Below are 16,083 nucleotides of genomic sequence, written 5' to 3'. Positions count from 1 at the left end.
GTCTCCAGTCTTGGGAAAACGTTCAACTCATTGAATCTCAAGGAGTTTTCCGTTCCGTTTGCCCCGGAAGTGGTGCGCAGTATAAAGAGATCTGAGGAAGCGTCAAGGGCTTATTTGAAATAAATGACATTTACTCTCCAGACCGTCAAAACCCTTCTATATAACAGCCGCCACCTTGAGCTCGGCCAGTTCGCCAGCCTGCAAACCCAGTACATCACTCAACACCGACTCGGTATGCTCGCCCAACAAAGGGGGGGCGCGACGATACTCCACCGGCGTCTCGGACAAGCGAATCGGGCTGGCCACCTGCGGCACCTCTCCGCCCAACGCATGGGGCAGGCTCATGGCCAGCCCTCGCGCAATCACCTGCGGATCTTTGAATACCCCTTCCAGGTCATTGATCGGCCCACAGGGCACCCCCACACGCTCCAGTTGCTCGACCCACTGCGCCGTGGTCTTGAACACCGTGGCCTGCCGAATCAGCGGAATCAGCTCAGCGCGATGGGCGACGCGCAAGGCGTTGCTATGGAACCGTGGATCGTCGGCCCACTGCGGCTGCCCTGCCACCTCGGCAAACTTGCGGAACTGCCCATCGTTACCCACCGTCAGGATGAAATCGCCATCGGCCGTAGGAAAGTCCTGATAAGGAACGATGTTCGGGTGGGCGTTACCCAAGCGTTGCGGCGCATTACCCGTGGTCAGGTAGTTCATGGCCTGGTTGGCCAGGCACGCGACCTGCACATCGAGTAGCGCCATATCGATGCACTGGCCGTTACCGGTCTGCTCGCGGTGCGCCAAGGCGGCCAGAATTGCGGACGTCGAGTAAAGCCCTGTAAGAATGTCGGTCAGCGCCACCCCCACTTTCACCGGCCCCGCTCCGGCCTCGCCCTGCGGCCGCCCGGTCAAGCTCATCAACCCACCCAAGCCCTGGATCATGAAGTCGTAGCCCGCGCGCTTGGCATAGGGCCCGGTCTGGCCGAACCCGGTGATGGAGCAATAGATGAGCTTGGGGTTGATCGCCTTGAGGCTTTCATAGTCCAACCCATACGCCGCCAGCCCGCCGACCTTGAAGTTCTCAATGACGATGTCCGACTTGGCCGCCAAGGCCCGCACCAGCGTCTGGCCTTGCGCCTGGGTGAAGTCGATGGTCACCGAACGCTTGTTGCGATTGGCCGCAAGGTAGTAAGCCGCTTCGCCCGTGTTGCGTCCGTCGGCACCCTGTAGGAAGGGCGGCCCCCAGGCACGGGTGTCGTCACCCTTGCCCGGCCGCTCCACCTTGATGACGTCCGCACCCAGATCGGCAAGGATCTGCCCGGCCCATGGCCCGGCCAATACCCGCGACAGATCCAGCACCCGCACATGCGACAGCGCGCCCATATCCTGCCCCTCTATTAATAGAACGCCTGAATACCGGTCTGCGCCCGCCCCAAGATCAGCGCATGGATGTCATGGGTACCTTCATAGGTGTTGACCACCTCCAGATTGACCAGGTGACGGGCCACGCCGAACTCGTCCGAGATGCCGTTGCCACCGAGCATGTCGCGCGCCAGCCGCGCGATGTCCAGCGCCTTGCCGCAAGAGTTGCGCTTCATGATCGAGGTGATTTCCACCGCCGCCGTACCTTCGTCCTTCATTCGTCCCAACCGCAGACAACCCTGCAACCCCAGGGTGATCTCGGTCTGCATGTCGGCCAGTTTCTTCTGGATCAACTGGTTGGCCGCCAAGGGCCGGCCGAACTGCTGACGGTCGAGCGTGTATTGGCGAGCGGTGTGCCAGCAAGCTTCCGCCGCCCCCAGCGCACCCCAGGAAATACCGTAGCGCGCGGAATTGAGGCAGGTGAACGGGCCTTTGAGGCCGCGCACTTCGGGGAAACGGTTGTCTTCGGGCACGAACACGTTGTCCATGACGATTTCGCCAGTGATGGACGCACGCAGCCCGACCTTACCGTGAATCGCCGGAGCGCTGAGCCCTTCCCAGCCCTTCTCCAGAACGAAACCGCGAATGTCGCCCTCGTCGTCCTTGGCCCAGACCACGAACACGTCGGCGATGGGGCTGTTGGTGATCCACATCTTCGCGCCGCTCAAGCGATAACCGCCGTCGACCTTGCGCGCCCGAGTGATCATGGCGCCTGGGTCGGACCCGTGGTTGGGCTCGGTCAGGCCGAAGCAGCCGATCCACTCCCCGCTCGCCAGCTTGGGCAGGTATTTCTGCTTCTGCGCTTCGCTGCCGAATTCGTTGATCGGCACCATCACCAGGGACGACTGCACGCTCATCATCGAGCGATAGCCCGAATCGATGCGTTCCACCTCCCGGGCGATCAGGCCATAGCACACATAGTTGAGGCCGCTGCCGCCATAGGCTTCGGGAATCGTCGCACCGAGCAGACCGATCTCACCCATCTCGCGAAAGATCGCGACATCGGTCCGTTCGTGGCGAAAGGCCTCGACCACCCGTGGCGCCAACTTGTCTTGGGCGAACTGAAAGGCGCTGTCACGCACCATGCGCTCTTCTTCGGTGAGCTGCTGGTCGAGCAGCAATGGGTCGATCCAGTTGAAATGCGCCTTGTCGGCCATGGGCGAAATCCTCAGGTATGAGAGAAATGCGGAAGTGGATTGATCCTAGGCCCGATCGACCCATCCGACAAACCACGAATACGCACCCATCAGTGCTAATTTCTCACTCTGGAAATCCAAGGTTCCGACCCCCAAGCACCTTAAAGAGTGAGCCCGACGTACATGCGACGCACCATCCCCAGTACCACTGCGCTGATCTGCTTCGAAGCCGCCGCACGCCACGAGAGCTTCACCAAGGCGGCCCATGAACTGTCCCTGACCCAAGGCGCCGTCTGCCGACAGATCGCAGGGCTGGAGGCGTTCCTCAACGTCGAATTGTTTCGGCGCTCGCAGCGCGGCGTGAAGCTCAGCGAGGCCGGGCTGTCGTACAGTCGCCAGGTCGCAGCGCAATTGGACGCGGTGGAGCGCGATACGCTGTCGGTCATGCGCCAACAAGGCGCGAACGTGATCGAGCTGGCCGTGGTGCCGACCTTCGGTACGCAGTGGCTACTCCCACGGCTGAAGGATTTCCAGTCAGAGCACCCGCAGGTGACCGTCAACCTCACCAACCGCACTCGCCCCTTCCTGTTCGCCGACACCACGTTCGACGCCGCCATCTATTTCGGCGACGCCGACTGGCCAGGCACTCAAGCGCATCGGTTGATGAGCGAAAACCCGCTGCCGGTGTGCAGCCCCGACTTGCTCGGTCGGCAGGACACGCTGTCGGCCGAGCAGATCGCCGCCCTGCCCCTGCTGCAACAGACCACCCGCCCCTACGCCTGGCGGCAGTGGTTCGGCTCGCTGGGCTTGAGCATCGCCCAGGACCTCGCCGGCCCGCGATACGAACTTTTTTCCATGCTGGCCCAGGCGGCCATGCACCAGATGGGCATCGCGCTGATTCCGCCCTTCCTCATCCAGCGCGAGTTGCTGGAAGGTAGGCTGGTGGTCGCTCACAGGCATGTTCTGACCAGTGACAAGGCCTACTATCTGATGATCCCCGAGCGCAAGGTGGCTTCTGAATCACTCCGCGCGTTTCGTCGGTGGCTGGTCGACAACGCCAGGCAATACGTGGCTTGCAGCGACACTCGAGAAGAAAGCTAACCCCGTAGTCAGAATATCTAAAAACCTACAGATGTAAGCTTATGTCGCCTATAAGAAATTTATTATGCAGAACCAAAGCAGCTGACGTTCGATTGGACGCTGGTTCATCCTTATAAAATTTTCGGAATAACCGACTAAAAGCAGATATTTTCTCGGTTTTATTCCGTTTTACGACGTACTCTCCAAAACGCCCGCCACTGCTGGCACGCAAACCACAAACCGCGACATACGGTCACAGTGTGACTTGTAGCTTTTAGATGGTCTCGCTTCAAAATTGGTTGAAGGCCTGTCGCGACCTCTGCAAAATGCCTCGCCCGCCCCGGAACCGGCGGTGTAAACGGTCAATGGACGCCCCAGCTGCACCACTCGAAGTGAGCTGGTTTCAAACAAGATCAAGGTCACCGCAGGAGACATGCTGTGCATATTGGTATTCCTCTCGAGACGCAGTCGGGCGAGACGCGTGTCGCCGCTACCCCGGAAACCCTCAAAAAGCTGATCGCCCAAGGCCATCAGGTCACCGTCCAGCGCGGTGCCGGCCTCAAGGCCAGTATCCAGGACAGTGCCTACGAGGCCATCGGTGCCTCCTTGGGCACCGCCGGCGATGCGTTCGGCGCGCAGCTGGTGCTCAAGGTGGTCGCACCGAGCGATCAGGAATTGGGCCTCATCGCCCGCGGCACAGTGCTGGTCGGGATGCTCAACCCGTTCAACGACGAGCTGATCGCCAAGATGGCCGCACAGGGCATCACCGCCTTCGCGCTGGAGGCCGCGCCGCGCACCTCGCGGGCGCAAAGCCTGGACGTGCTGTCTTCGCAAGCCAACATCGCCGGCTACAAGGCCGTCATGCTCGCCGCCCACCACTATCCGCGCTTCATGCCGATGCTCATGACCGCCGCTGGCACGGTGAAAGCCGCTCGCGTGCTGATCCTTGGCGCCGGTGTCGCCGGTTTGCAGGCGATCGCCACGGCCAAGCGCCTGGGCGCGGTGATCGAGGCATCCGACGTGCGTCCTGCGGTCAAGGAACAGATCGAATCCCTGGGCGCGAAATTTCTCGATGTGCCCTATGAAACCGATGAAGAGCGCGACTGTGCTCAAGGCGTGGGCGGCTATGCCCGCCCCATGCCCGCCAGTTGGATGCAGCGTCAGGCCCAAGCCGTGCACGAGCGCGCCAAACAGGCCGACATCGTCATCACAACTGCCCTGATTCCAGGCCGCAAGGCGCCGACGCTGCTTGGCGCCGATACCGTGGCGCAGATGAAACCAGGCTCGGTGGTCATCGACCTGGCCGCAGCGCAAGGCGGCAACTGCCCGCTGACCGTGGCCGATCAAGTGGTCGATGCCAATGGCGTGACCATCCTCGGCCCGACCAACCTGCCCGCCCAGGTCGCGGCCGACGCCTCGGCGCTGTACGCCCGCAACCTGCTGGACTTCATGAAGCTGCTGTTCGACAAGGACGGCGCCCTGGTGATCAACCTCGAAGACGACATCGTCGCGGCGTGCCTGATGTGCCGCGACGGCCAGGTCGTGCGCAACAACGGCTAAGGAGCAAGGCAATGGACAACATGCTGATTTCCGACGGGATCTACAACCTGATCATCTTCGTGCTCGCCATCTATGTGGGCTACCACGTGGTATGGAACGTCACCCCGGCGCTGCACACCCCCTTGATGGCCGTGACCAACGCCATTTCCGCCATCGTCATCGTCGGCGCCATGCTGGCCGCGGCGCTGACCGTGACCCCGGCCGGCAAAGTGATGGGCACCCTGGCCGTGGCGCTTGCGGCAGTCAATGTGTTCGGTGGTTTTCTGGTCACCCGGCGCATGCTGGAAATGTTCAAGAAGAAAGTCAAAACCGAGGGGCGCAAGTAACCATGAGCATGAACCTCGTCACCCTTCTCTACCTGGTCGCCTCGATCTGCTTCATCCAGGCGCTCAAGGGGCTGTCGCACCCGACCACCTCACGCCGGGGCAACTTCTTCGGCATGCTCGGCATGGGCATCGCGATCCTGACCACCGTCGGCCTGATCTACAAGCTGGGCGCACTCTCTTTGGGTAACGGCGGAGTCACGGCGGGCATCGGCTATGTGCTCGTGGGCCTGCTGGTCGGCGGTACGGCGGGCTCGGTCATGGCCAAGCGCGTGGAAATGACCAAAATGCCCGAACTGGTCGCCTTCATGCACAGCATGATCGGCCTGGCCGCAGTGTTCATCGCCATCGCGGCGGTACTCGAGCCGCAGTCGATGGGCATCGTCGCACTGATCAGCGACCCGATTCCTACCGGCAACCGCCTGGAGCTGTTCCTTGGCGCCGCCATCGGGGCCGTGACCTTCTCCGGCTCGGTCATCGCCTTCGGCAAGCTCTCCGGCGGCTCTTTCCTTAAAGGGCGGAAGTTCCGCCTGTTCCAGGGCACGCCGGTCCAGTTCGCCGGCCAGCATAAGCTGAACCTGATCCTGGGCCTGACCACCCTGGCGCTGGGCCTGGTGTTCACCTTCACCGGCCATTACAGCGCTTTCACGCTGATGCTGGCGCTGGCCTTCGTCATGGGCGTGCTGATCATTATCCCCATCGGCGGCGCCGACATGCCGGTGGTGGTGTCGATGCTCAACAGCTACTCGGGGTGGGCGGCGGCCGGCATCGGCTTCTCTCTGAACAACTCCATGCTGATCATCGCCGGCTCCCTGGTGGGCTCTTCCGGCGCGATCCTGTCCTACATCATGTGCAAGGCGATGAACCGCTCGTTCTTCAACGTGATTCTCGGCGGTTTCGGCGGCGACACCGACACCACTGCGGCAGCGGGCTCCGGCGAGCAGCGCCCGGTGAAGTCGGGTTCGGCCGACGACGCCACCTTCCTGCTCAGCAACGCCGACAGCGTGATCATCGTGCCGGGCTATGGCCTGGCCGTGGCCCGCGCCCAACACGCGCTCAAGGAGCTGACCGAGAAGCTGGTGCACAACGGGGTAACGGTGAAGTACGCCATCCACCCGGTAGCCGGACGCATGCCGGGGCACATGAACGTGCTGCTGGCCGAGGCCGAGGTGCCGTACGACCAGGTGTTCGAGATGGAAGACATCAACGCCGAGTTCGGCCAGGCCGACGTGGTCCTGGTGCTGGGCGCCAACGACGTGGTCAACCCTTCGGCCAAGAACGATCCGAAGTCGCCGATCGCCGGCATGCCGATCCTGGAGGCTTACAAGGCCAAGACCATCATCGTCAACAAACGCTCGATGGCCAGCGGTTATGCCGGCCTGGACAACGAGCTGTTCTACCTGGACAAGACCATGATGGTGTTCGGCGATGCCAAGAAGGTCATCGAGGACATGGTCAAGGCGGTCGAGTGAGGCCAAGCTGCTTCTCTTCTATATATAGAAGGGAGGCAGCGCCGGGTTGCGGGTGGTCGCTGTGCCGCCTGCGACGCACCGACCGGCGCCTGGGCGCCTCATGCGCAATGCATCGAAACAAACGTTTCACCTGACGAACAGCCCCCCAAACCCCACCTTTCATAGACCTTGGTCGTGGGACGGCACCCGGCGAACGCACTAGACTGCGCATCTTGCTTGAGTAGCCTGAGAAAAAATCCATGTACCGTGATCGTATTCGCTTGTCCTCCCTGCACGGCAAAGTAATGAGTGCAGCCGACGCCGCTGGCCTGATCGAAGACGGCATGACCGTCGGCATGAGCGGCTTCACCCGCGCCGGCGAGGCCAAGGCCGTGCCCCACGCACTGGCCGAGCGCGCGCGCCACTCGCCGTTGCAGATCAGCCTGATGACCGGCGCCAGCCTGGGCAACGACCTCGACAAGCAACTCACCGAAGCCGGTGTGCTGGCCCGGCGCATGCCGTTTCAGGTCGACAGCACCCTGCGCCGCGCGATCAACGACGGCAAGGTCATGTTCATCGACCAGCACCTGTCGGAAACCGTGGAGCAACTGCGCAACCAGCAGCTCAAGCTGCCGGACATCGCCGTCATCGAAGCGGTGGCGATCACCGAACAGGGGCATATCGTGCCGACCACCTCGGTGGGCAACTCGGCCAGCTTCGCCATTTTCGCCAAGCGCGTGATCGTCGAGATCAACCTGTCGCACAACCCCAACCTGGAGGGGCTGCACGACATCTACATTCCGACCTATCGGCCCACCCGCACGCCGATTCCGCTGGTCAAGGTCGACGACCGCATCGGCAGCCGCGCCATCCCCATCGACCCGGCGAAGATCGTCGGCATCGTCATCAGCAACCAGCCCGACTCGCCGTCCACCGTGCTGCCGCCGGACCAGGAAACCCAAGGCATCGCCGACCACCTGATCGCCTTCCTCAAGCAGGAAGTGGACGCCGGACGCATGACCAACCGCCTCGGTCCGCTGCAGGCCGGCATCGGCAGCATCGCCAACGCGGTGATGTGTGGTCTGATCGACTCGCCCTTCGAAGACCTGACCATGTATTCCGAAGTGCTGCAGGACTCCACCTTCGACCTGATCGACGCCGGCAAGCTGAGCTTCGCCTCCGGCAGCTCGATCACCCTGTCCGAACGGCGCAACGCGGATGTGTTCGGCAATCTGGAGCGCTACAAGGACAAGCTAGTGCTGCGCCCGCAGGAGATTTCCAACCACCCGGAAGTGGTGCGGCGCCTGGGCATCATCGGGATCAACACGGCGCTGGAGTTCGACATCTACGGCAACGTCAATTCCACTCACGTATGCGGCACGCGGATGATGAACGGCATTGGTGGTTCGGGGGACTTCGCCCGCAACGCGCACCTGGCCATCTTCGTCACCAAGTCGATCGCCAAGGGCGGCGCCATTTCCAGCGTGGTGCCGATGGTCAGCCATGTCGACCATACCGAGCACGATGTCGACATCCTGGTCACCGAACAAGGCCTGGCCGACCTGCGTGGCTTGGCACCGCGTGAGCGGGCGCGGGTCATCATCGACAACTGTGTGCACCCGGACTATCGCGCTGCTCTGGACGACTACTTCACCCGTGCCTGCGCGCGTGGCGGACATACGCCGCACATTCTGCGCGAGGCGTTGAGCTGGCATGAAAACCTCGAAGAGGGTGGACGCATGCTCGCCGTATAAGCCTCTGGGAACGACGAACCCGTCTGCTGTGCCGTGGTTGTAGACGGCATGGCCGACGGGTTTTGTTTTTTTGAAAACTGTTCCTATAAAAATCTCATTGAACTGTCCTACTGTACTGCTTTGAGGGCAAATGCTAGCAGTGCACCGCTCATTGAGAAGAGACTTTTGCACTGGGTTAGTGCACACCAGTACAGTTCTGCCGTTTTCAGGTGCAACAGCTGCATTTCACAGTTAACTGAGCACATGCAATACACCTGAACTGTACCTACTGTTCTGGACACGGGAGGAGGATGATTGGCATCAGTTAATCACTATCTAATCCCGCCATAAGCGGAAGGACGACATCATGGAACGTACACTCAGTTCCGATCTGGCTTTCGAACAATCCTCCAACGCCCAGGCCTCGCTGCCGCTGCGTGCTTTTTCCACCCTGATGTTGTGGCAGCGCCGTCTGTCCAGTCGTCGTCAATTGGCCCGTCTCGACGCGCGCCTGCTGGCCGACGCTGGTATCAGCGAGTCGCAACGTTACGAAGAGCTGGGCAAGCCGTTCTGGCGTTGAACCCTGGCTAGCCGGCTAGCCGGCAACGCTTTCGAAAAACCCGTCGCAGGGAACTGCGACGGGTTTTTTCATTCCAAAAGCCGGGCTAGAGCGATCAATGCTGCCAAAGGTACAGTCTAAAAAATCTCTATTTAGACAGGTACAGTTCTAGTTAGCTTACATCTGGAAATAACTCTATGTGCTACGTTGCCGTTATACCTCTGCTAGAAAGCCCCGCTGCAGACGTACCCTAACGGCCACTGCGAGCGTCCGATACGCAGATCGATCTTCGACTTAGTCAGGAGTCTCATCCCATGTCCCGTAAAACGCTGCTCGGCGCCGCGCTGTTGCTCACCCTGGCCGGCACTGCCCACGCTTCCAGCTTCATCGTCACCACCGACGCCGTGGTCGATGGCATCGCTGCATCCACCCACGCCACGTCCGACGCTTCGTCGTCGCTACGCGACAACAAGATCGTGCAGGCCGCGCGTGACGACGCCGCCAGCTTCGTCGGCAGCCAAGGCGAGATCCGTGGCGCCAAGCTGGAAAGCGCGTTCGGCTTCATCCGCCAGCAGGCGCCAAGCCTGCAGGCCAGCGATGCGCAACTGGCCCAGGCCATCCTCGCGCTGTAGCGTCGCCATCGCCGCGCCGGCCCAGGCCAGTGCGGCAGACCGACCGTTTCCGCTCAACCGCCGCCGCCCAGACCGCCCATGCGTTACCTACTCGCCCTGTTCTGCCTGCTGGCCCTGCCCCACGCCTTTGCCTTCGACACCACCACTCAAGGGCTGGTGATCGGCAGCTACGGCACGAGCCAACTGACCACCGCCCCCTTCGACCGCAAGCTGTTGTCCGAAGCCCGAGACGATGCTGCGGCGTTCGTCGCCAGCGGCGGGCGGATACGCGGCGCACGCCTCGAAGCAGCGCTGCTGGCATTGCGCCAGGCCCGGCCCGCACAATCTGCCAATGACCTTGAACTGGCGCGAGCAATCCTCGTCCAACACTCCATCCTCGATTCCACCGTATTTTCTGGAGATGCTCCATGCGTAAACCGCTGATTGCCGCCACCCTGGGGCTGTTCCTGCTGGCCGACCTGGCCCAGGCCCAAACGCTGGTGGCCACCAGCAACATCATCGTCCGCGCCTTCGGCCGTTCGATCGACTTCACCTCCGACACCACCACTTCGATCCGCGACTCCAAGGTCGTGCGCGAGGCCCACGACGACGCCGCCAGCTTCGTCGCCACCAACGGCGACATCCGTGGCGCCCAGCTCGAAGCCGCCTTCGGCACCCTGCGCGAACGCCTGCCCGAGGCGCGCGGCGCCAGCGACCAGGTGCTCGCAGAAGCCATCCTGGCACTGTGAAGGGCGTGCGTGCCTGGCTTCTCGGTTGCGCACTGACGTTACTGGGCACGCCCGTACTGGCCGACCTGCGCCTTGAGCTGCAAGAGGCCGGCCTCGACGCCGCGCAGCGCCAGGCCACCCAGATCCTGCTCGACGAAGCCCTGAGCAAGCTGCCGCCACGCTTCAGGCAGCAGCTCGACCGTCGTGTGCGCGTCAGCTGGAGCGCGAACATGCCGGCCGATGCCTACGGGCAGGCCTCGCTGGTCGACACCCTCGATCTGAACCGGCGCCTATTGCCCGGCCTGGTCGACGGCAGCGCCGCCACGCAGAAGACCCAGCGCCCTCATGGCACGGTGCGCGAAGAGTTGCTGGCCACCGTGCTGCACGAACTCACCCATATCTACGACCGCGCCCGTCTATGGTCGGCTGCCGAACGTCCGCTGCTCAACCGTTGCCAACGCCAGCTCGGCAGCCTGGGCAAGATCGGCCTGCCCGAGCAGTGCCGCGGCCAGACCGAGCGCCGCTTCACCCTGAGCGACGACCCGCGCCTGCTCGACCTCGCCGGCTGGCAGCAGTACGTCGGCCGCCGCGGCGAGCGCGAACACAGGAATGGCCAGAACGTACGCAGCCCGGATGCCTACGAGCTGAGCAGCCCGAAGGAGTTCGTGGCGGTCAACATGGAGTACTTCCTCCTCGACCCCAGCTACGGCTGCCGCCGCCCGGCCCTGAACCATTACCTGCGCGAACACTTCGGCTGGGCGCCCAAACAGGACGCCTGCGCCAAGGGCCTGCCCTTCATCAACGCCGGCAACGACTTCGCCCGCCAGCCCCTGGGCGAGATCGACCCCGAGCGCGTGTACGAGGTCGACTACCTGCTGGCCGAGGCCAACCAGAACTGGGTCAGCCGCTGGGGCCACAGCATGCTGCGCCTGGTCATCTGCGCCCCAGGCCGGCCACGCGGCCCGGATTGCCGGCTGGACCTCGACCAGCATCTGGTGCTGTCTTACCGCGCCTTCGTCAACGACGTCCAGCTGTCGAGCTGGGACGGCCTGGTCGGCAACTATCCATCGCGGCTGTTCGTGCTCCCGCTGGGCCAGGTGATCGACGAGTACACCAAGACCGAATTGCGCAGCCTGGCCTCCGTGCCGCTGAAGCTGAGCCGCGCGGAAGTGGAAAACCTGGTGCGTCAGGCCGCCGAGATGCACTGGAGCTACGACGGCAACTATTACTTCCTGTCCAACAACTGCGCCGTGGAGTCGCTCAAATTATTGCGTAGCGGCACTGGCAACCCGCGCCTCAACGACCTGGACAGCATCATGCCCAACGGCCTGCTGGAAGTGCTCAAGGGCCGTGGCCTGGCCGATACCAGCGTGCTCGACGATCCGAAGCGCGCCCTGCGTCTGGGTTACCGCTTCGACTCCTACCGCGACCGTTTCCAGGCCATGTTCGACGTGTTGCGCAAACAGCTGCCGGTGCCGCAGACGAACGTCGAGGACTGGTTGGCCCAGGACGCCGAAAAACGCCGCGCCTGGTTCCCCAAGGCCGACCTGCGCACCAGCGCGGCCCTGCTGCTGCTCGAGCAGGCCAGCCTGCGCCGCCAGCTGCTGCTGGCCCAGGACGAGGTGAAGCAGCGTTACCTCAACGCCAGCACGTCGAAGGACGGCTCGGTCGACAACGCCAACGACGTGCTGCAACAGATGCTCGCCAACAGCGGTTTCCTCAGCCGCCCGGCGGAACTGCTCGGCACCCAGGGTTACGGCCTGCCGCAGCCGGCCGAACGTGCCTACCTGGAGAAGACCGCCGGCGAGCGCCAGGCCCAGCTGCTGCGCTTGAGCACGAACCTGGATAAGGAAGTGCGCGCACTGCTCTCCCCTGACCGAGCCAAGGAGATCTCGGCGGTCGAGGCCAACACCCGCCTGATCGGCGACCACCTGCGCGCGCTGCACAAGGCCGCGGGCGGCCTGCAACTGCCCTGAGCCCACTCCTTGAGCGCCGCACGTGTGGCGCCGACCTTCCATCGCCGTCCCCAGCGCGAAAGCTGGCTGAAAGCTTCGCCCCCTAGGATGTCGCCATGACCGGCCATAGACCGGTCCGCCAAGGCCGCGCGCCTGGCCACTCCAACAACAATAAAATGGTGATACCGATGTCCTTCCGTGCCCACGCGCCCGCATTTCCCCTTCCGCTACTCCCGGCCCCGCCCGTCCCGCGCTGACCCGACGCGTCTTATCCGTTCGCATCCCCACGCCTGGAGTACCGCCATGCTGACCTTCCTCGGCTTCGCCATGGTCATCACCTTCATGTACCTGATCATGACCAAGCGCCTGTCGGCCTTGATCGCCCTGATCCTGGTGCCGATCCTGTTCGCCCTGTTCGGCGGTTTCGCCAGCGACATCGGGCCGATGATGCTGCAGGGCATCGGCAAGCTCGCGCCCACCGGCGTGATGCTGATGTTCGCCATCCTCTATTTCGCGCTGATGATCGACTCGGGTCTGTTCGACCCGGCGGTGCGCAAGATCCTCGCGTTGGTCAAGGGCGACCCGCTGAAGGTGTCGGTCGGTACCGCCGTGCTGGCCCTGGTGGTCTCGCTCGACGGCGACGGCGCCACCACCTACATGATCTGCTGCGCGGCCATGCTGCCGCTGTACAGCCGTCTGGGCATGAGCCCGCGGATCATGGCCGGGCTGATCATCCTCGCCGGTGGCGTAATGAACATGACCCCGTGGGGCGGACCCACCGCACGTGCGGCCAGCGCCTTGCAGGTCGACCCGTCGGACATCTTCGTGCCGATGATTCCGGCCATGGCCGCCGGTGTGCTGGCGATCCTCGCCATCGCCTACTGCTACGGCAAGCGCGAACGTGCCCGGCTCGGCGAACTGCGCCTGCCGACCGACGACATCGACCACGGCGACATCAGCGTCTCGCAATTCCCCGAAGCGCGACGGCCGAAGCTGCTGTGGTTCAACGGTGCGCTGACCGCCGCCTTGATGGTGGCGCTGATCGCCGGGCTCCTGCCGCTGCCGGTGCTGTTCATGGTGGCCTTCAGCATCGCCATGATCGTCAACTACCCCTGCCTGCAACAGCAGAAAGACCGCATCGCCGCCCATGCCGGCAGCGTGCTGGCGGTGACCGGGCTGATCTTCGCGGCGGGCATCTTCACCGGCATCCTGTCCGGGACCGGCATGGTCGAGGCGATGTCCAAGAGCCTGCTGGCGGTCATTCCCGAGGCGCTCGGGCCGTACCTGGCGGTGATCACCGCGATCGTGAGCATGCCGTTCACCTTCTTCATGTCCAACGACGCCTTCTACTACGGCGTGCTGCCGGTACTGACCGAGGCGGCCAGCCACTACGGCATCAGCCCGGTGGAAATGGCCCGTGCGTCGATCGTCGGCCAGCCCGTGCACCTGCTCAGCCCCTTGGTGCCTTCCACCTACCTGTTGGTGGCCCTGGCCGGCATCGAGTTCGGGGACCACCAGCGCTTCACCCTGAAGTGGGCCGTGCTGGTGTGCCTGTGCATCCTGTTCGCCGCGCTGCTGATGGGCATCTTCCCGCTGTTCGGCAGCCTCTGAGACGCCCTTCCCGCGCCGACATGCCTGGGCTGAGGGCATGCCGGCGCGCCGGCCGCTGCCGTGCGGCTTCCACAGCCGCAAATGTTTCAAATATATTTCAGCCGTGCCAAGCTGGCAGCCATTGCCCACGGCAACTACAGCTTGAGTGAGACCTGCCAGAACCGCCCGTCCAGGGCCAGGCTCACCGCGTCATCCATTGGCCCGCTCAGGGCATCGCTCGAAGGGGGGCTTGCCCATGCTGACCCTGCTCAACCTGCTATCGGCCGTCACCCTGTTGGTGTGGGGCACGCACATCGTGCGCACCGGCATCCTGCGGGTGTACGGCTCCAACCTGCGCCGGGTGATCGGCCAGAACATGGACAAACGTCCGTTGGCGTTCATCGCCGGCATCGTGGTCACGGCCATGGTGCAGAGCAGCAACGCCACGGCGATGCTGGTCACTTCGTTCGTCAGCCAAGGCCTGATGGCCATGACCCCGGCGCTGGTGATCATGCTCGGCGCCGACGTCGGCACGGCGCTGATGGCCCGGGTGCTGACCTTCGACCTGTCGTGGCTGTCGCCGCTGCTGATCTTCGTCGGGGTGATCTTCTTCCTGTCGCGCAAGCAGACGCGCATCGGCCAGATGGGCCGCGTGGCCATTGGCCTGGGGCTGATCATCCTGGCGCTGGAGCTGATCGTGCAGGCCGCAGCGCCCATCACCCAGGCGCAAGGGGTGCGTGTGCTGTTCGCCTCGCTGACCGGCGACATCCTGCTCGACGCCCTGGTCGGCGCGCTGTTCGCGATGATCTCCTACTCCAGCCTGGCCGCCGTGTTGCTGACCGCGACCCTGGCCGGCTCCGAGCTGATCAGCCTGCCGGTGGCCATCGGCCTGGTGGTCGGCGCCAACATCGGCAGCGGCCTGCTGGCCTTCATCAGTGCGCGCATGCAGCACACCGCCGGGCGCCGCGTGGCCCTGGGCAGCCTGCTGTACAAGCTGATCGGCCTGGTGCTGATCATTCCCGTGCTCAACCCGCTGGTGAGCTGGATGGACAGCCTGAGCTACAGCGCCCAGGAACTGGTGATCGGCTTCCATCTGCTCTACAACACCCTGCGCTGCCTGCTGATGCTGCCCACGGTGAAGTACATGGAGCGCATCTGCGACACCCTGCTCCCCGAGCAGGACAACGGCGATAGCCAGACCCTGCCGCGCCACCTCGACCCGTCCGCCCTGGAGACGCCCAGCCTGGCCCTGGCCAACGCCGCGCGGGAAACCCTGCGCCTGGGCGACATCGTCGACAACCTGTTGACCGCCATGCTCGGTGCGCTGCGCGGCACCCAGCCGGCCATGGCCCAGCGCGTGCGGGCCCTGGGCGAGGACGCCGACGCGCTGTACAGCGCCATCAAGCTGTACCTGGCGCAGATGACCCGCGAAGACCTCAGCGAGCACGACAATCGGCGCTGGGCCGAAATCATCGAGCTGGCGATCAACCTCAAGCTCTCCAGCGACCTGATCGAACGCATGCTGCGCAAGGTCCAGCAGCAGAAGACCAGCCAGCGCCGCGAGTTCTCCGCCGTGGGCCTGGACGAGCTGACCGGCCTGCAGGAACAGTTGTTGGCCAACCTGCGCTTGGGCCTCTCGGTGTTCTTCAGCGCCGACCCGGAAAGTGCGCGCCTGCTGCTGCGCGAAAAGCGCCGCTTCCGCGCCCAGGAACGGCGTTTGGCCCACGCCCACGTCAGCCGTTTGCAGCGCAAGGTGGTGCAAAGCCTGGAGACCAGCTCGCTGCACCTGGAGCTGATCGCCGACATGAAGCGTTTGAACTCTTTGTTCTGCAGCAGTGCCTATGTGGTACTGGGCGGCTCGGACACCGGCGGGCTGCTGCTCGACAACGAGGCCGAGGAGCCCCGTCAAGCCTGAACCCGCTCATCTCGGAGAGTGCCGGA

The 16,083-nt window shown here is 63.7% G+C and carries 14 protein-coding genes; 12 read left to right on the top strand and 2 right to left on the bottom strand.

The features are described 5' to 3' along the window. Positions 1-156 precede the first annotated feature (156 nt). Together B4M43_RS12025 and B4M43_RS12020 are read right to left on the bottom strand one after the other, a co-directional pair. A complete protein-coding gene (locus tag B4M43_RS12025) occupies positions 157-1,377 on the bottom strand; it encodes a CaiB/BaiF CoA transferase family protein (protein WP_296267279.1) in 1,221 nt (406 codons plus the stop codon). A 14-nt stretch (positions 1,378-1,391) separates the two neighbouring features. Further along, positions 1,392-2,573, bottom strand: coding sequence for an acyl-CoA dehydrogenase (locus tag B4M43_RS12020; RefSeq protein WP_296267277.1), 1,182 nt, complete (start codon positions 2,571-2,573; stop codon positions 1,392-1,394). A 162-nt stretch (positions 2,574-2,735) separates the two neighbouring features. On the opposite strand from B4M43_RS12020, the gene B4M43_RS12015 reads away from it, so the two are divergent. From B4M43_RS12015 to B4M43_RS11960, 12 genes are all read left to right on the top strand, one after another. Next, positions 2,736-3,653 (top strand): LysR family transcriptional regulator, encoded by a 918-nt coding sequence (locus B4M43_RS12015; protein ID WP_296267275.1) that lies wholly within the window; start codon positions 2,736-2,738, stop codon positions 3,651-3,653. Between the two features lie 417 nt (positions 3,654-4,070). Further along, a complete protein-coding gene (locus B4M43_RS12010) occupies positions 4,071-5,192 on the top strand; it encodes a Re/Si-specific NAD(P)(+) transhydrogenase subunit alpha (protein ID WP_296267274.1) in 1,122 nt (373 codons plus the stop codon). A gap of 11 nt (positions 5,193-5,203) precedes the next feature. Beyond that, the gene (locus B4M43_RS12005) at positions 5,204-5,518 is read left to right on the top strand and encodes an NAD(P) transhydrogenase subunit alpha (RefSeq protein ID WP_296267272.1); all 315 of its coding nucleotides are present in this window, start codon (positions 5,204-5,206) and stop codon (positions 5,516-5,518) included. 2 nt (positions 5,519-5,520) lie between these two features. Continuing rightward, on the top strand, positions 5,521-6,987 hold the full coding sequence (locus B4M43_RS12000; RefSeq protein ID WP_296267270.1) for an NAD(P)(+) transhydrogenase (Re/Si-specific) subunit beta: 1,467 nt from the start codon (positions 5,521-5,523) through the stop codon (positions 6,985-6,987). 239 nt (positions 6,988-7,226) lie between these two features. After that, a complete protein-coding gene (locus tag B4M43_RS11995) occupies positions 7,227-8,720 on the top strand; it encodes an acetyl-CoA hydrolase/transferase family protein (protein WP_296267268.1) in 1,494 nt (497 codons plus the stop codon). A 346-nt stretch (positions 8,721-9,066) separates the two neighbouring features. Then, positions 9,067-9,279, top strand: a complete 213-nt coding sequence (locus tag B4M43_RS11990) for a DUF1127 domain-containing protein (RefSeq protein WP_296267266.1) — start codon at positions 9,067-9,069, stop codon at positions 9,277-9,279. Between the two features lie 293 nt (positions 9,280-9,572). Beyond that, a complete protein-coding gene (locus B4M43_RS11985; protein ID WP_296267265.1) occupies positions 9,573-9,890 on the top strand; it encodes a DUF2388 domain-containing protein in 318 nt (105 codons plus the stop codon). Positions 9,891-9,968: 78 nt separating this feature from the next. Continuing rightward, entirely contained in the window at positions 9,969-10,313 is a 345-nt protein-coding gene (locus B4M43_RS11980) for a DUF2388 domain-containing protein (protein ID WP_296267262.1), read from the top strand. Continuing rightward, complete coding sequence (locus tag B4M43_RS11975) at positions 10,298-10,618, top strand: DUF2388 domain-containing protein (RefSeq protein WP_296267260.1); 321 nt, start codon at positions 10,298-10,300, stop codon at positions 10,616-10,618. Before B4M43_RS11980 ends, B4M43_RS11975 begins: the two co-directional genes overlap by 16 nt. Further along, the gene (locus B4M43_RS11970; RefSeq protein ID WP_296267258.1) at positions 10,615-12,573 is read left to right on the top strand and encodes a DUF4105 domain-containing protein; all 1,959 of its coding nucleotides are present in this window, start codon (positions 10,615-10,617) and stop codon (positions 12,571-12,573) included. Before B4M43_RS11975 ends, B4M43_RS11970 begins: the two co-directional genes overlap by 4 nt. Before the next feature lie 282 nt (positions 12,574-12,855). Further along, positions 12,856-14,163 (top strand): CitMHS family transporter, encoded by a 1,308-nt coding sequence (locus B4M43_RS11965; RefSeq protein ID WP_296267256.1) that lies wholly within the window; start codon positions 12,856-12,858, stop codon positions 14,161-14,163. A gap of 235 nt (positions 14,164-14,398) precedes the next feature. Further along, positions 14,399-16,057, top strand: a complete 1,659-nt coding sequence (locus tag B4M43_RS11960) for a Na/Pi cotransporter family protein (protein WP_296267255.1) — start codon at positions 14,399-14,401, stop codon at positions 16,055-16,057. Positions 16,058-16,083: the final 26 nt, after the last annotated feature.

The organism is Pseudomonas sp. UBA6562 (assembly GCF_002434265.1).
Taxonomy (GTDB): Bacteria; Pseudomonadota; Gammaproteobacteria; order Pseudomonadales; family Pseudomonadaceae; genus Aquipseudomonas.
This window is presented reverse-complemented; position numbering and strand designations above follow the sequence as displayed.

Bases quoted from the DNA above. Each gene is read 5' to 3' on its own strand.
- B4M43_RS12005 (WP_296267272.1), top strand. From the start codon at position 5,204: ATGGACAACATGCTGATTTCCGACGGGATCTACAACCTGATCATCTTC.
- B4M43_RS12015 (WP_296267275.1), top strand. From the start codon at position 2,736: ATGCGACGCACCATCCCCAGTACCACTGCGCTGATCTGCTTCGAAGCC.
- B4M43_RS11975 (WP_296267260.1), top strand. From the start codon at position 10,298: ATGCGTAAACCGCTGATTGCCGCCACCCTGGGGCTGTTCCTGCTGGCC.
- B4M43_RS11990 (WP_296267266.1), top strand. From the start codon at position 9,067: ATGGAACGTACACTCAGTTCCGATCTGGCTTTCGAACAATCCTCCAAC.
- B4M43_RS12020 (WP_296267277.1), bottom strand. From the start codon at position 2,573: ATGGCCGACAAGGCGCATTTCAACTGGATCGACCCATTGCTGCTCGAC.
- B4M43_RS12000 (WP_296267270.1), top strand. From the start codon at position 5,521: ATGAGCATGAACCTCGTCACCCTTCTCTACCTGGTCGCCTCGATCTGC.
- B4M43_RS12025 (WP_296267279.1), bottom strand. From the start codon at position 1,377: ATGGGCGCGCTGTCGCATGTGCGGGTGCTGGATCTGTCGCGGGTATTG.
- B4M43_RS11965 (WP_296267256.1), top strand. From the start codon at position 12,856: ATGCTGACCTTCCTCGGCTTCGCCATGGTCATCACCTTCATGTACCTG.
- B4M43_RS11985 (WP_296267265.1), top strand. From the start codon at position 9,573: ATGTCCCGTAAAACGCTGCTCGGCGCCGCGCTGTTGCTCACCCTGGCC.
- B4M43_RS11995 (WP_296267268.1), top strand. From the start codon at position 7,227: ATGTACCGTGATCGTATTCGCTTGTCCTCCCTGCACGGCAAAGTAATG.
- B4M43_RS11960 (WP_296267255.1), top strand. From the start codon at position 14,399: ATGCTGACCCTGCTCAACCTGCTATCGGCCGTCACCCTGTTGGTGTGG.
- B4M43_RS11980 (WP_296267262.1), top strand. From the start codon at position 9,969: ATGCGTTACCTACTCGCCCTGTTCTGCCTGCTGGCCCTGCCCCACGCC.